This is a genomic window from Priestia sp. FSL W8-0001 (genome assembly GCF_038050335.1).
GTDB classification, from domain to species: Bacteria; Bacillota; Bacilli; order Bacillales; family Bacillaceae_H; genus Priestia; species Priestia flexa.
The window spans coordinates 2,424,877-2,438,469 of record NZ_JBBPAL010000001.1; the positions used below are offsets into that span (position 1 = coordinate 2,424,877).

Here is a 13,593-nt window from a genome sequence, read left to right on the forward strand (position 1 = left end):
TATAAGCTTTTACTCGGCTACTTTTACAAGCTGCTTTCCTAGGTTTGCGCCACTGAATAAGCCTAAAAATGCTTCAGGAACATTTTCAAATCCTTGTACAACATTTTCACGGTATTTAATCTTTCCTTGCTGCACCCATTCACCTAATTATTTAATCTCCTCTTGAAAGCGTTCTGCATAATCAGCCACAATGAATCCTTTCATTCGACAAATAAAGGGATTTGAACAACTACCTCTCCTTCTTTTGCTTCTGGCATTGCAATTTTTTCAAATCGAAATGTGTCTGTCTCTGGCATTCCAACTGGTCTTTTAGCAAAGATAATTTGTTCATTCATTTGTCTCGGTCCTTTTCACTCTAATTCTTTTTTAAAATATGCTAAAATAACCTTGCTCCTCTTAATTGTAAAGAGGGTGCAAGCTATACCGCAAAGAATATGCTATACATATGCACAAAGGAGAAACAATTTTATGGAACTTATTCGTTGTAAACAAGACGTGGTTAAAAAACTAAATGATTATGTAGAAGTACACCCTCCGGTTATTTTGTTTAAAGAAGGCCATTTTTACTCTATTAAAATGGACATTAACTATAACTGGTTAGCACTAGATGAGGAAGGAAAAGAGCATATCCTTGCTTCTAATACTCGCAACATTCAAGAGGATTATTGGTTTAACTATCACTTCGAACTTTGCTGAGCTAGGAGATAACGTTTAGGCTTCTTGTATTTGTTTGAATGGTCACTCCGCTTGTTGAACGTGTAAAGAATTGAAGCGTCACGGTATACGTATTCGTTCCTTGAACAGCATTTTGATCTACCCATGAAAAAGGGATAGTACTATTTTGAATGAATCCCAGCGTTAATACCGCAGCTGCACCTTGGCGTAGGTTTTGGCTCATTAGCTGTTGACCATTTCGATACAAGCGCATCGTCACACCATACTCATAGCTTGTTAGTCCCAGTGGAATATTCGCTTCTACTCCTACAATTCCATCGATTTTTTTGGGCTGCTGAGGAATGGTTGTAGGCACAGCTAGTGTTAAAACTGTTGTCTCAGTGTTAAACGGAATCGATAAAGAGTTCGTAGTTTGGGTAGCAGACATTTGAATTCGGCTTTTAAATAAACCTATCATGGCGGTCACCCCTTTACATTCAATTCGTCAATGAAGAAGAGATATTATTGAATATATAAGAGAGGTCATTATGTCCTATACGTAATTCTTACATTTTATGTAAAAATAAAGGATTGCATCTTTTTTTAGCTATTTTCCATTGTCTCATTGTATGTTAAAATCACGATAAGCTTCACTTTATCCCATTACATACGAGGTGGATTATGCAAGGTCAAATCGTTTATAAAGAAGGATTTTCAGTAGTTGGTGTTGCTCAAAAAAGGTCTAAGCTCAATAAAAGAGACGAGGACATAGTAAAGGCTCTTTGGGAGCAAATGGAACAGAATTATAGTACCATTCCTCATCGAAAGCATGATCATATCATGACAGGGATTTGTCTCCCTCCATTTGAAAATGACTACTTTTATATCACTGGTGTAGAAGTAAACGATCCAACCACCATCCCCAAAGGAATGAATGTTCACACGTTTCCCGCTTATACATATATACAATATGAGCACAAAGGTACGTTTGAAAGTCTTCATAAAACTTACGAGATGATTCAAAAAAATTGGCTTTCCAAATCTGGACATCAAGCAATTCCTGGCCCTACATTAGAAATTGTTGATACCTCTACACACTTTAACGTAGATAACGATATTGTAATAAAGATTCACATTCCGATAAAGATTGGTCAGTAAAAAGCGAGGAGCAAGTCCTCGCTTTTAATATAACCACTCAATAAATTCAGTTAGCTTGCTTCGATCTGTTAGATGATCATTACACCATTCACTATCTTGGCAAATATAGTTTCCACGCTTTATAAACGTACCGTCTGAACTTGCTTTTTTCTGGTTCATAAATAGCCCTACGTCCGAAATACGATGACAAATTGTACATACTCCTTTATCTTGAATACGCTTAAATTCACCTGCAACGCCAATTAACTTTCCGTGATACTCTACGATAAGATACTTTTTACTGGCACCGTAATCATTCCACCCAATATACGAGCAGTGAAGCGTTTCTTCTTTAATGTTAGCCGGTACCTTTAATTTTTTCACCTTTTTAAATAACTTTTTAATTCCGGCTTCGCTTATTTGTGGAAAAGGAATGATAACCGATTCTAAGCTATTCAAAAACACCTCGGCTTCCTTGCTGTCTGACAGCATTGAAATAGGTGACAAAATATCTTTTTGCAACGGTGTTAGCTCTTCAAATTGATTAAATACTCGTTCAGCAGCCAAGGCTTTAATAGCACTTGTTACATCGTGGCTATTAGATTTCGCATAACTGTCAGAGATTAACTTCACTTGCTCTCGTATAAGATTGTATTGATGATGATTAATAAATGCTTCCATATTAAATCAAGCCTTTCTTTTATTCTACTTCTTATTATATGCTCAGGACATTTTGCTAACATGGCAAAAACAGTTCTAAAAAAAGATATACATTAAGGCACCCATCTTTTGATGAGTGCCTTAATAATTACTTTTTATAAACAATTTTTTTAATTGTTTCAACAGATAAAAAGTATTGCTGTGCTAGTTCATATATTGTTCGGCCTTCTTGAAAAGCTTTTTTAATGTCACAATTTCGTTTTTTCGTCCACTCTCGCGTACCTGAGCACGCTCCCCATTCTTTTCGGGTTGTACTTGGCACGTAAATAGTTTCTCCTTGGACATATTTCTGAAGTTCTTTAACTAGCTCAGTAGGTAAAACAGTCGTTGCGTTCACATATTTCATTTCTGCTCGCTCCTTATTCTTTACTATAAATAAGGTGGCAAAGCCTATTAAATGAAGTGAACTAAGCAATGGGCGACTTAATCAAGCGTTTATCCCCATGCAAAGTATCGCCTTTCCATTTGTAGGCTTTGCATGAGTACGAACAGAAGCAGGTAAACAGCTGTTTACCATTCTCGATCACCTCCCAAAACGAGATATTCACCTAATTATACCATTTTTCATCCATACTCATGAAAAAAACCGAGAAAATATTCTCAGCTTTCCTTCATCTCTCTGTCTTTAATATATAATTAATTATTTTATGTTCAACTACAAGCTATTTTTCAAGCTTAGTTACGGTTCTTAAATTGTAAAAAGTCTCGATAAAGAGTGAATCGAAAGTGCGGATAGCGTTCTTTATGCTCACGATATCCATAAGGAAGCATTAACGCAAACTTCCCTTTTTCAATTCCCATTAAAAATTTGCTAGAGTCGAGGGAATATTCACGAACAACCCAGCGAGCTTTTTCAATATTTCTAACTACGACTTCTCCTAAATAAACGCCTAGACAACGTTCAAATTCTTCTTTAGTCAGATTAAAAAATGAAAAAGACTGCTGATCTTCTACATCATAATATAGAAGTTCAATTATCTTTAAACTGTCTGGTGAAAAGTCAAATTCAAATTCATCAACTAACTTGCTAATTTCTTTTAACTTTTGTAAGCATTGCCCTCTCATTTCATGGTAATAATAGCTTGCTTCAAATTGATTTTCACATACTATTAAATCTGCTCCATAGCTTGTTGCGATGTCAGGGTACATGTTCATTACTTGAATCCCTCCACTTTTTATCTTAACAGCTAGAACAAGTATAACATGCTCATAAATGTAAAAAGCTCTTTTCCTTTATTTTACTAACACATCGATATTTCTCCACTTTTCAAGTTGATTCATTTTCCCGTTGTTCTAACTCGTAAGGTAATTTTTGAATCGACGTTACAACCATATCAAGCTTCGCTTCAATCCGATGCAGCAAATATAAAGTCACTACAATTGGAAAGCCAACATCTGAAACGAAAGAAAGCCAATCCGTCATTTTTCTTCTCCTCCTTTAATGCTCTATCGCTTTATATATAGGCTTTTTACTTTTCAAAAGGGACGAAAAACAAAAAAAGTTCACATAATGTTCACTTACGAAGCGTTTTTTAAATCTCTATGCTTAACAAAGAATTCAAAAGGAGGATTACGATACGCCAACAACAAAAAAACAGGAATTTTATTTTGGAATGATGATGTGCTTAGGCATGGTATTCGTTATGACAACGTATAACTTCATGCTTAATGGGATGTTCAACGTACTAACACCGCTGCAAATGGTAAAAGAAATGATAATGGTCTTCATTATTGCTCTTGCACTTGAATTAGTAATAGTAGGGCCTATAGCTCACAAAGTTGTCTTTTCACTACCTTTTAAGAAAGAGAAGAAGTTTTATATGATCTTAACTTTATCTACGTGTATGGTGATAGGAATGGTGTTTTTCATGTCAATCTATGGACTTATTCATGCATCTATAGCTGGCTCTTTGACAAACCAACATGTACTAATTAGTTTCTTTACAATTTTTGCAAAAAACATAATTGTCGCCTACCCAACACAGATTCTTATTATAGGGCCAGCTGTTCGATTTCTCTTTTCAAAATTTATTTCAATAAAACAAGCTCCTTCTTTATAAGAACATCATTTTTAGTTGATGTAATATGTGTTTATTTAGAACATAGTTTATTCAAAAATAACAGAAGGACTCCAAGTTTTTAGCTTAGAGTCCTTCTGTTATTTTTGTCTTTTTAACATTACCATTAAGAATGTAATCATTGTAAACGCAATGAATGCTAAAAATGGAATTGTGATAAAGCCAAGCCAGTTAATGTACTGACCCGAGCAAGGTATACCGCTTGTACATGTTTCAAACGCTTGTAATGCAGGTATTTTTTGTAATGCATAGTGATAGCCCGATACAAGCATACCTACGACTGAGAACGGCAGTACGTATTTATAAATTCTGTCATTCTGTTCATACACAGCTATGCCTAAAATGATCACGAGCGGATACATTAGAATTCGCTGATACCAACAAAATGTGCATGGAATAAAATTAAACAATTCACTAAAAGATAAGCTGCCCAGAGTTGCAACAATTGTAACAATCCAGCTCCCTACTAATGTTTTCTTCATTCTTGTCCCTTCTTCTCAGCTGCTTCTTTAACCATCTTATCAAAGTCTTCAGCAGTTGATCCTTCAAATGGCTTTCCATCTACAAAAAGAGCCGGTGTTCCAGAAACATTTAGTTTCTTGGCATAAGACATGTCTTGGCGGAACGCTTCTTTAAACTCTTCGTTTTCATAAGCTTTCACTACTTTTTGCACATCTTCCTCATTGGCTATTTCGCCGAGGGTATCTTGTAAAAATTGGTCTGTAAAAATATCCTGTGTTTCAGCACCGGCTGAATCAGGTTGTTTCTCATAAAGCAGCTTATGGAACTTCCAAAATGTATCATTTCCTAGCTCTTTGTAAACCGTTTCAGCAAACTGAGCCGAGCGAGTTGAATCTACGTTAATAAAAGCATAGTTCATAAAGTAAAACTTCACTTTGCCTGTTTGAATGTATTCTTGGTCAATCAATTGAAAAAATGTATTGTTGAACTCTTTACAATGAGGACATTTATAATCACCAAATTCAATCACTTCAACTGGTGCATCCTCTTCACCCAAGAACGGTTGATTTTCATAGCTGATATCAGCTTGTTCGCTACCTTTATTGATATTACCAAAGATAATAAACGCTAAAACAACCACGCTCACAATTCCAATTGTCCAAAACAGCCATTTAGAATTTGTAGACTGCTTTTTTTGAACTCCTGTTTTTCCTTTTTTCTTTGACTTTGCCATTTTGTTTGCTGCAACTTAAATAGAAGCAGCTTTCACCTCTCCCTCAATATGTTTTATTCGTTCCTTAATAAGCAAATACTGACCAAAGCAGCACAAACACAGCCACTGACTTTACCATCATAAGTTTTGGAATATTCCATGTGATGGTCATCTTTGGATTTACCAAACACTTTATGCGATAATTGACTGCTGTCTCGGCAAAAGGCGCATATGCATAAGAAGTTTGCTGCTTTTGGTACTTAATCAGTTTTAAAAGCGCACTTCCAATTGGAAGTGTCGAGTCTAGCGAATCAATCGCAGCACGGTCAGCTAACAGTTCACTTATTAATTTGTAACGTTCATTGCTCCACTTCAGCACAGGAAGATACCACAGTGCAGATGCACACAATGATAACAGAAAAATTTTCAGTGGGTCTTTATTACGCCTATGAAATTGCTCATGATATAACACTGCTTCAAGTTCTTTTTCATTTAACAGATTAACTAAATTTGTTGAAACAACAATTTGAAGCTTCACAAATCCTTTCGTTAAAGCAAATGGACGGGTAGAATTAACAACAACGACCCCTTGATAAATATCTTCATCCTTGCCTATGTAACGAGTTAAGCTTGATACTTTACTGACTTTAATTTGATGATAAAATTGGTACAAAAGCCAAAACTGTCTAGTTAGCTTCCAGAAAACAAGCAAGAGGGTATAAACCACAAACCCATATAAAACATACTGTGCCCACTTCCAACCAATATGTTCTACAGCGTGATAGCATAGAGTAAACACATTTAAATGATGATGTGGGTCTATGAGATAAACCGTCATTTGTACAAGCAGGCTAATGGCTACTAGTATGGATGCGTAAAAAAGAACAACAGATTGCTTTTTATTCATATTTCTTCGCTCGCTTTTAACTTTTTAATTTTCTGTTCTAAAAGCAGCAGCAGCTCTTCATCTGCTTCTTCTACTGCATCTAACATATGACTCACAGCCAAGAGTCCAAATTCATCAATTAATTCAGACGTTAATTCCTTAGATTGCCCTTCTAAAAATTCCTGCTGTGACAGCACAGGTTGATAAACAGAAACTCTCCCTTTTACATACTTGTCCAACAGCCCTTTTTCTACAAGACGATTCATAACGGTCATAACCGTATTGAAGTTGACTATCTTATCTTTTTCAAGAGCAATTTGCACATCTTTAATTGTCATTTGTTTTCCATGCCATATACATTCCATTACCTTTGCTTCTAGAGGTCCAAAAAAACGATTCAAGCCACTTTCTTTAAACTTAAACTGTTGAATCTTCATAAAAAAACCACCTCACACTACTCATTGTAGTGCGGAGGTGGTTTTTGGTCAAGGCAAACCATGTTTAGATTTCAAATTCCGTTACGTTACGCTCAATGATCTGTGCACCCTTTTTTGATGTAAGTGTTCCACCATTTGATGTGAACACATTGCTTGCTAAAATCTGATCCATAGCTGCGCTGATTTCAGAAGCTTCAAGCCCTTCTTTCGGCTGCTCAATTGAAATACCCACTGTTTTTTGTTCTAAGTTCAAAAACTGCATTGTTAATGTTTTCATTTAGCTCCCCCCTTTATTATTCACTTACAAGCGTATATGTTACGACTTCTGCGACTTCAACAAGTGGAAGTAACTGTAGACTCGCAATGGCTTCACTTGCTGTTAGCAACGCATCAGGTGAAGAAGCTATTGCAATATTTGGGTATAGTTTTGATTTTAAAATCATCGTTCCATCCTCCTTATCACCGTTGTGAAATGTCATGCGAAGCTGGCTTTTTTCCTGAATTTTTTCTGCCATCCTTCATTCCCCCTTTCGCCTTATATATAGAAATCTAAATAGGACGGAGGGATGATAGATACAAAAAAAAATCTCCTTTATAATAAAAGAAGATTGTGATAGAGAAAGAGGATTTTAACTATGAAAAGATGGATTTCACTGCTTATTTTTTTACTCGCCTTTCCCATTGCTTCACACGTCTCAGCAAGTAACCATCACGTTGATGAACAAAAACTCGGGCCGTTTTATTACACAGTATACAATGATACATCCTCTCAAAAGTGGGACATCGGCGTATTAAACCATGAAGAAAAAACAAATATTTCTGAAACAAAGCTTAACAACGAAGGGCTACTTTTATTTAAAGAAACCATTGATGAATTAGCAAAGCTCTCTATCCAACTTGGTATTGCTTGTATTGTGTTAATTGGGATCATGCTTTTCTTTATTTATCGGCTGTTAAAGAGAAAGCGTTTATTTTTGCGTATTTCCCTTTTAGCCTCTAGTGTTGCTTTTATCTTTTTGCTTGTTACAACCATAGAAATTTTCAAAAAGACGGAGCAGGCAAAAACCTTATTTTATTTAGTATGAGTTATGTATGTACGACAAGCTATCGTTAAAAAGCACGCTTTTCAGAAAAGCGTGCTTTTTTAGTGCTGTATTTTTTGAGAACGTATTTCAGAAATTGCTGTTTGAATAATGTTTGCTGAATATTCCAGCTTACGATGTTCTTCTAGTGATAAATGAAGAGGAATTCGTTTCTCAATTCCTCCTTTTCCAATAACAGATGGAATACTAATAGCTACGTCATGTAAGCCATACTCTCCCTGCAATATCGTAGAAACTGGAAAAACAGCTCGTTCGTTACTGACAATGGCTTTGGTTAGCTGTGCAATCGCGTTTCCAATACCAAATTCCGTATTTCCTTTCAGCCAATAGATTTCAAAACCTAGTTTGATCACTTCTTTTTCAATTTTTTCTTTATCTAAAATAGACTGCTCATGTTGGTAGTAATCTTCTAGTTTTTGTCCAAAAATTGTTGAATGTGACCATAGTGCAAACTGCGAATCGCCATGTTCACCAAGCATATACGCATGAACGTCATGTGGCTTTACCTTGAGTTCATTTGCAACAACTCGCCGAAGACGTGAACTATCTAATAAAGTTCCTGTTCCAATTACACGCTCTCTTGGCAATCCAGACAAACTCCATACATGGTATGTAATAACATCACATGGATTTGTGGCTACAACGTAACAGCCTGAGAAACCAAGCTCTTTTAGAGTTGTAACTACTTCCATAATAATAGGTGCAGTTGCTTTTAGTTCATCAAGCCGCGTTTCACCTTTTTGAGGTCTTGGACCGGCAACGCTTATAATAATCACATCTGCATCTTTAATATCGACCAATCCACCTGCATATACGTTTGTAAACCCAGACGCTGTGACAGTTGCATCCTGTAAATCAAGCGCGTCACCTTCCGCTTTTTCCTTTAAACAATCCACAAGTACCAATTCTTCTATTGCTTGCTGATTAACTAATGAAAAAGCTGTCGCTGAGCCAACATTGCCACATCCAATAATTCCAACTTTCCTTCCCATGAGCAACCTACCTCTCTTACCCTTCTCTTTTTAATCTCTTAGCTAGCTGGCTACCAAACGATTGAATCAACTGTACCATAATAATTAATACGAGAATAGTTGTGTACATCACTGTTGGTTCAAAGCGTAAATGCCCATATTGAAAGGCGATATCTCCAAGCCCACCAGCACCAACAAGGCCTGCCATTGCAGTAGCACCTATGAGACCAATTGTTGCAATAGTTAATCCTAAGATAATACCAGAACGCGCTTCTCTTACAACAACGTACCAAATAATTTTTGACGTTGAAATCCCCATTGATTGATATGCTTCCACTATTCCTTTATCAACTTCTAACAGCGCAGACTCCATTAATCTTGCAATATAAGGTGCGGTATAAACCACAAGGGGAACAATTACGCCTTGTACACCAATGGTTGTTCCAGCAATAAGCTTAGTAAATGGTAGAATGAAGAATAATAGAATAATAAATGGAATCGAACGAATAATGTTGATGATCCAGTTCAGAACTTGGTATAACCATCTGTTTTCTGACTGTCCACCCTGTCTAGTTACAACAAGTAAAATCCCAAGCGGTAAACCAATCAAGATGGCAATAACTAATGAGATACTTGTCATGGTTAACGTTTGAAGGAAGCCTTCCCAAATAACGTCTCCCCACTCTACAAAAAATTCAGCCATCTTATTTCCACTCCTCTACAATAACGCCTTCACTTTCTAAATATCCGATTGCTTCTTCATAAGCTTCCTTATCTCCTCTTAAATGAACAAGCAGCTTTCCAAGCGTTTCATTTTTTAACTGTTCAATTCCACCGGCTAAAATACTTGGTAATACATCAAATTTGCGTGAAACCATCGCAAGCGCCGGTTCATTGGACTTTTCACTTCCTTTAAAATAAAGTGATACAAGCTTACCAGTTTTACGATATTCTGTTTTTAAAGCTTCTGGAAGATTAAATGCAGATTCTGAACCAATAAAACGCTTAGTTGTTGGATGCTGTGGATGAGTAAATATATCCACTACTTTTCCTTCTTCTACGACTCTTCCATTTTCCATCACTGCTACGCGATCACAAATACGTTGAACAACGTTTAATTCGTGCGTAATTAGAAAAATTGTTAAGCCTAATTCTCGGTTAATTTTTAATAGTAACTCCAAGATAGCTTCCGTTGTTTCTGGATCTAAGGCACTTGTGGCCTCATCGCTTAATAAAATTTCAGGCTCATGCGCTAACGCTCGTGCAATGGCAACACGCTGCTTTTGACCGCCAGATAGCTGAGACGGGTAGTGATTAACTTTATCAGACAACCCGACAATTTCTAAATACTTCTCTGCGCGCTTTTGAATGGTTTCTTTATCAATGCCTTCTAGTTTTAGAGGAATTGCAATGTTTTCATATACAGTTGCTGTTTTTAATAAATTATACCCCTGGAAAATCATCCCGATTTTCCGGCGTGTCTTTTGAAGATCCTGCTTTGAAAGAGTCGTTAGGCTTACACCATTAATGAATACTTCTCCAGACGTTGGTTTTTCAAGTAGATTAACACAGCGAATCAGCGTACTTTTCCCCGCACCGCTATATCCAATTACTCCGAACACCTCTCCTTTTTCAATAGTCAAGGACACGTCTTTCACAGCCTCCACTTTCTTGCCGTTGACTTCATATGTTTTGGAAGTCTGCTTTAATTCAATCACGTTCACCACTCCTTAAAATGCTGGGACAACTGAGCCGTTAAACTCTTCTTCAATAAATTGACGAATTTCATCTGAATGGAAGTATTTCTCTAGCTGTTTTACAACTTCATCATCTTTATTTTCCGTACGTACAACAACGTAGTTTGGATATGGATTGTTTTCAATTTCTTCATGGAAAATGGCATCATCATTAATTGTTAAACCTGCACCCATCGCAAAGTTTGTGTTAATTGCAGCAGCTGCTACTTCACCTAATTGAGATGGAATTTGTGAAGCTTCTAGCTCAACGATTTCAAGATCCAGTTTATTTTCAGCTACGTCTTTTTTCGTTGCTTTTTCTTCAACGCCTTCTTTTAATTTAATAACTCCAGCCGCTTCAAATAGCTTTAACGCACGATATTCATTACTTGGATCATTTGGCACAGCAATTTTGTCACCTTTTTTCAGTTCTTTTATATCTTTAATGCCGTCTGCATAAATACCCATTGGAAACGCAACCGTTTTAAACGCATCCTCAATTTTATAGCCTTTATCTTTTACCTGTTGTTCTAAAAACGGTAATGTTTGATAATTATTTAAATCTAAATCACGTTCATCAAGCGCTGTGTTCGGTGTATTATAGTCGTTAAACGTTTTAATGGTAATCTCTAATCCATCTTTTTCTGCTAACTTCTTCACTTCTTCGTTAATTTGTTGATGAGGACCACCAGTTACTCCGATTGTAATTTTTTCTGTGCTCAAAGTCTTTGCTTCTTCTTTTCCGCACGCAGCCGTTACAATTAGTAGTGCTGACGCCAGTGTTAAACCTAGTACTTTTGTTGTTTTTTTCATTATGTCAATCGCTCCCTTTTCTTTTTTTCCATAAAAAAAACGCCTCTTGCAGATAAAGAGAAGCGATTTTAACCAATCCGCTTCTCTTATCTTTCAGTGTATAAAGATACACCGCAGGATTTAGCACCGTTACAGCACGATTGCTGATAGGTTGCCGGGTTTCATAGGGCCAGTCCCTCCACCACTCTCGATAAGAGTTGCTTTTTTATTCACTTTGTTATGATGGCTATTCTACAGGTAGTTTGTATATAGTGTCAATATTTTTTTAATTTTATTTTATAAAATTTTTTAGATTAGTTTTAATTTAAAGAAAAGAAGCATACAAAAGTCTCCTTTTGTATACTTCTTTTCTTTATTAATTCCAACAAACGCATCCTACAATAACAAGAAGAATAAACAGAACTAAGATTAAGGCAAACCCACTGCCGCCTTTATTATAGCCGTATCCTCCACAATAACCGCCGTAAAAACACATAACATACACCATCCTTTCTGTCTCAGTGTATGCACGCATCATCCTTTTGCTTGTCTAAACGCCCATTTTCTAAAAATATGTACCCTTAACTCAATATTTGTCGCAGTCGAATCATATCACGACATTGAATACCATTTTCATAGATTTCTTCTTCATAGTTATGAACAAAGTGATCAATTTCAATTCCTGTAATACGAAATCCACATTTTTGATACAACGCCAACTGCTCAATACTTGAATTACCTGTTGCAATTTCTACGCTTTTATATCCATAGTGCTTTGAAAGCTTTAAAGCTTCTTCCACCAATTGCTTTCCGTATCCTTGATTTCGCATGTTTTTCTTTACTACAATATTGACAATTTCCACCGTATTCGGCCTTGTTGGTAGCAGTACAACAAGCCCCACTAACTCACCATCTGCTCTTCCTGCAATGCATGTTCCTCTCTCAATATAGCCTGAAATAACCTCTTCTGATGGATCAGCTTCCTTTAACAACTCAATATGGTTCTTTGTTACTTGCAATATTTTTTCAAAACGTAAACTAGACATGGTATCGCCCTTTCTTCTTACTATTTTCGTTAAGCAAACTACACCGTATTTGACTGTTTCCCTGTTATAATTAAAAGATATTACTAGAAAAGAAACAAGTCTAAAGGAGGAATTATTTATGAATTTATTGTTATTACATCATTTAGAAACCGTTCGAAGTATTACGCTAAAAGTTTTATCAAGCGTAACTGAACAGGAATCGTTAGTAACTCCCGATGGCTTTTCAAACAACATTTTTTGGAATTTAGGGCAGATTGTATATATTCAAGAAAAGCTTGTTTTTGAGCTTGCTGGAAAGAAAAATCAATTGCCTGCCTCATATGAGCGATTATTCGCGGCTGAAACAAAACCTTCTCAATGGAAGGAAACACCTCCTACCTTAATTCAACTAAAAGAAGAGCTGATGACTTAAACTGAGCGTATTAAAGAATTCATACCCGCTCATTATGATTTGAAGCTAGCCAAGCGGTTCACTAATAAAGCTGGCATTTCGTTTGATCACGTTGGCAGCACGTTCTTGTTTAACTTTTACCATGAGGGAATGCATGTTGAAACAATTAAACAAATTAAAAAAGCTATTCAAGAAAAAAATCCTAACAATTATTAGGATTTTTTTCTTGAATAGCTTACCCGTATATCTGGTTAAAATCTCTATATTTGTGTTACCCCTACTGTTAATATGTATGTTTCATTTACCACAAACTTATCTACTGCTTCTTTTTGCTGCTCGAAATGATAATAAGCAGCGCACACCCCTCCCAATCCTGCTAGCGCTAACACAATTAACAGAATGGACCCAACCTTTTTCATGTTTCATTCTCTCCCCTATGTCTCACAAAGTCTGATATAAACCTTTGTA

Annotated in this window: 24 protein-coding genes, 1 pseudogene and 1 riboswitch; of the genes and pseudogenes, 5 read left to right on the forward strand and 20 right to left on the reverse strand. The window is 36.2% G+C overall.

The genetic code is table 11. The features are described 5' to 3' along the window. Positions 1–9 precede the first annotated feature (9 nt). Positions 10–204: pseudogene (locus tag MKZ18_RS21100) on the reverse strand (NADP-dependent oxidoreductase); the annotation flags it as partial. Further along, positions 201–335, reverse strand: coding sequence for a hypothetical protein (locus MKZ18_RS12905; RefSeq protein ID WP_257788899.1), 135 nt, complete (start codon positions 333–335; stop codon positions 201–203). The gene MKZ18_RS12905 and the pseudogene MKZ18_RS21100, both read right to left, overlap by 4 nt. 133 nt (positions 336–468) lie before the next feature. Here MKZ18_RS12905 and MKZ18_RS12910 point away from each other — a divergent pair, with 133 nt between their 5' ends. Continuing rightward, positions 469–696: a hypothetical protein gene (locus MKZ18_RS12910; RefSeq protein ID WP_061785578.1), complete on the forward strand. Its 228-nt coding sequence runs from the start codon at positions 469–471 to the stop codon at positions 694–696. A 1-nt stretch (position 697) separates the two neighbouring features. Here MKZ18_RS12910 and MKZ18_RS12915 read toward each other — a convergent pair whose 3' ends face one another. Continuing rightward, a complete protein-coding gene (locus MKZ18_RS12915; protein ID WP_144593665.1) occupies positions 698–1,132 on the reverse strand; it encodes a hypothetical protein in 435 nt (144 codons plus the stop codon). A 203-nt stretch (positions 1,133–1,335) separates the two neighbouring features. Between MKZ18_RS12915 and MKZ18_RS12920 the strand changes: the two genes are divergently transcribed. Then, positions 1,336–1,812: a GyrI-like domain-containing protein gene (locus tag MKZ18_RS12920; RefSeq protein WP_025909936.1), complete on the forward strand. Its 477-nt coding sequence runs from the start codon at positions 1,336–1,338 to the stop codon at positions 1,810–1,812. Between the two features lie 24 nt (positions 1,813–1,836). Here the strand turns inward: MKZ18_RS12920 and MKZ18_RS12925 are convergent, their stop codons facing one another. The 4 genes from MKZ18_RS12925 to MKZ18_RS12940 form a co-directional block, all read right to left on the reverse strand. Then, entirely contained in the window at positions 1,837–2,472 is a 636-nt protein-coding gene (locus tag MKZ18_RS12925) for a FusB/FusC family EF-G-binding protein (protein WP_025909935.1), read from the reverse strand. Between the two features lie 127 nt (positions 2,473–2,599). Continuing rightward, positions 2,600–2,857, reverse strand: a complete 258-nt coding sequence (locus MKZ18_RS12930) for a CD3324 family protein (protein ID WP_144593666.1) — start codon at positions 2,855–2,857, stop codon at positions 2,600–2,602. A gap of 329 nt (positions 2,858–3,186) precedes the next feature. Continuing rightward, complete coding sequence (locus tag MKZ18_RS12935; RefSeq protein ID WP_076512444.1) at positions 3,187–3,666, reverse strand: hypothetical protein; 480 nt, start codon at positions 3,664–3,666, stop codon at positions 3,187–3,189. A 112-nt stretch (positions 3,667–3,778) separates the two neighbouring features. Continuing rightward, positions 3,779–3,934: a YvrJ family protein gene (locus MKZ18_RS12940; RefSeq protein ID WP_025909932.1), complete on the reverse strand. Its 156-nt coding sequence runs from the start codon at positions 3,932–3,934 to the stop codon at positions 3,779–3,781. Between the two features lie 190 nt (positions 3,935–4,124). On the opposite strand from MKZ18_RS12940, the gene MKZ18_RS12945 reads away from it, so the two are divergent. Next, positions 4,125–4,571 (forward strand): DUF2798 domain-containing protein, encoded by a 447-nt coding sequence (locus tag MKZ18_RS12945; protein WP_144593667.1) that lies wholly within the window; start codon positions 4,125–4,127, stop codon positions 4,569–4,571. 98 nt (positions 4,572–4,669) lie between these two features. On the opposite strand, the gene MKZ18_RS12950 is transcribed toward MKZ18_RS12945, so the two are convergent. The 6 genes from MKZ18_RS12950 to MKZ18_RS12975 all read right to left on the reverse strand — a co-directional run bounded on the left by MKZ18_RS12950 (position 4,670) and on the right by MKZ18_RS12975 (position 7,601). Next, on the reverse strand, positions 4,670–5,071 hold the full coding sequence (locus MKZ18_RS12950) for a disulfide oxidoreductase (protein WP_061785581.1): 402 nt from the start codon (positions 5,069–5,071) through the stop codon (positions 4,670–4,672). Then, positions 5,068–5,784, reverse strand: a complete 717-nt coding sequence (locus MKZ18_RS12955) for a DsbA family protein (RefSeq protein WP_025909929.1) — start codon at positions 5,782–5,784, stop codon at positions 5,068–5,070. Before MKZ18_RS12955 ends, MKZ18_RS12950 begins: the two co-directional genes overlap by 4 nt. 64 nt (positions 5,785–5,848) lie before the next feature. Continuing rightward, positions 5,849–6,670, reverse strand: coding sequence for a M56 family metallopeptidase (locus MKZ18_RS12960; protein ID WP_340842507.1), 822 nt, complete (start codon positions 6,668–6,670; stop codon positions 5,849–5,851). Continuing rightward, the gene (locus tag MKZ18_RS12965) at positions 6,667–7,086 is read right to left on the reverse strand and encodes a BlaI/MecI/CopY family transcriptional regulator (RefSeq protein ID WP_025909927.1); all 420 of its coding nucleotides are present in this window, start codon (positions 7,084–7,086) and stop codon (positions 6,667–6,669) included. Before MKZ18_RS12965 ends, MKZ18_RS12960 begins: the two co-directional genes overlap by 4 nt. 64 nt (positions 7,087–7,150) lie before the next feature. After that, the gene (locus MKZ18_RS12970) at positions 7,151–7,363 is read right to left on the reverse strand and encodes a DUF2922 domain-containing protein (protein ID WP_025909926.1); all 213 of its coding nucleotides are present in this window, start codon (positions 7,361–7,363) and stop codon (positions 7,151–7,153) included. 16 nt (positions 7,364–7,379) lie between these two features. After that, a complete protein-coding gene (locus MKZ18_RS12975; RefSeq protein WP_025909925.1) occupies positions 7,380–7,601 on the reverse strand; it encodes a DUF1659 domain-containing protein in 222 nt (73 codons plus the stop codon). A gap of 120 nt (positions 7,602–7,721) precedes the next feature. Here MKZ18_RS12975 and MKZ18_RS12980 point away from each other — a divergent pair, with 120 nt between their 5' ends. Further along, positions 7,722–8,171, forward strand: a complete 450-nt coding sequence (locus MKZ18_RS12980) for a hypothetical protein (RefSeq protein WP_025909924.1) — start codon at positions 7,722–7,724, stop codon at positions 8,169–8,171. Positions 8,172–8,230: 59 nt separating this feature from the next. Here the strand turns inward: MKZ18_RS12980 and MKZ18_RS12985 are convergent, their stop codons facing one another. The 6 genes from MKZ18_RS12985 to MKZ18_RS13010 all read right to left on the reverse strand — a co-directional run bounded on the left by MKZ18_RS12985 (position 8,231) and on the right by MKZ18_RS13010 (position 12,734). Next, positions 8,231–9,181: an L-lactate dehydrogenase gene (locus tag MKZ18_RS12985; RefSeq protein WP_061785583.1), complete on the reverse strand. Its 951-nt coding sequence runs from the start codon at positions 9,179–9,181 to the stop codon at positions 8,231–8,233. Between the two features lie 16 nt (positions 9,182–9,197). After that, entirely contained in the window at positions 9,198–9,863 is a 666-nt protein-coding gene (locus tag MKZ18_RS12990; protein ID WP_025909921.1) for a methionine ABC transporter permease, read from the reverse strand. 1 nt (position 9,864) lies between these two features. Next, positions 9,865–10,878, reverse strand: coding sequence for a methionine ABC transporter ATP-binding protein (locus tag MKZ18_RS12995; protein ID WP_035320727.1), 1,014 nt, complete (start codon positions 10,876–10,878; stop codon positions 9,865–9,867). A gap of 12 nt (positions 10,879–10,890) precedes the next feature. Beyond that, positions 10,891–11,709, reverse strand: coding sequence for a MetQ/NlpA family ABC transporter substrate-binding protein (locus MKZ18_RS13000; RefSeq protein ID WP_025909920.1), 819 nt, complete (start codon positions 11,707–11,709; stop codon positions 10,891–10,893). 83 nt (positions 11,710–11,792) lie between these two features. After that, positions 11,793–11,906: riboswitch (SAM riboswitch) on the reverse strand. A 158-nt stretch (positions 11,907–12,064) separates the two neighbouring features. Then, positions 12,065–12,184 carry a YjcZ family sporulation protein gene (locus MKZ18_RS13005; protein WP_076512449.1) on the reverse strand — a complete coding sequence of 40 codons (120 nt, stop codon included), beginning with the start codon at positions 12,182–12,184 and terminating at the stop codon, positions 12,065–12,067. 85 nt (positions 12,185–12,269) lie between these two features. Continuing rightward, a complete protein-coding gene (locus MKZ18_RS13010; RefSeq protein WP_076512450.1) occupies positions 12,270–12,734 on the reverse strand; it encodes a GNAT family N-acetyltransferase in 465 nt (154 codons plus the stop codon). A 118-nt stretch (positions 12,735–12,852) separates the two neighbouring features. On the opposite strand from MKZ18_RS13010, the gene MKZ18_RS13015 reads away from it, so the two are divergent. Further along, positions 12,853–13,146 (forward strand): DinB family protein, encoded by a 294-nt coding sequence (locus MKZ18_RS13015; protein ID WP_340842506.1) that lies wholly within the window; start codon positions 12,853–12,855, stop codon positions 13,144–13,146. Between the two features lie 239 nt (positions 13,147–13,385). Here MKZ18_RS13015 and MKZ18_RS13020 read toward each other — a convergent pair whose 3' ends face one another. Continuing rightward, positions 13,386–13,544 carry a hypothetical protein gene (locus MKZ18_RS13020; protein ID WP_153301146.1) on the reverse strand — a complete coding sequence of 53 codons (159 nt, stop codon included), beginning with the start codon at positions 13,542–13,544 and terminating at the stop codon, positions 13,386–13,388. Between the last annotated feature and the right edge of the window lie 49 nt (positions 13,545–13,593).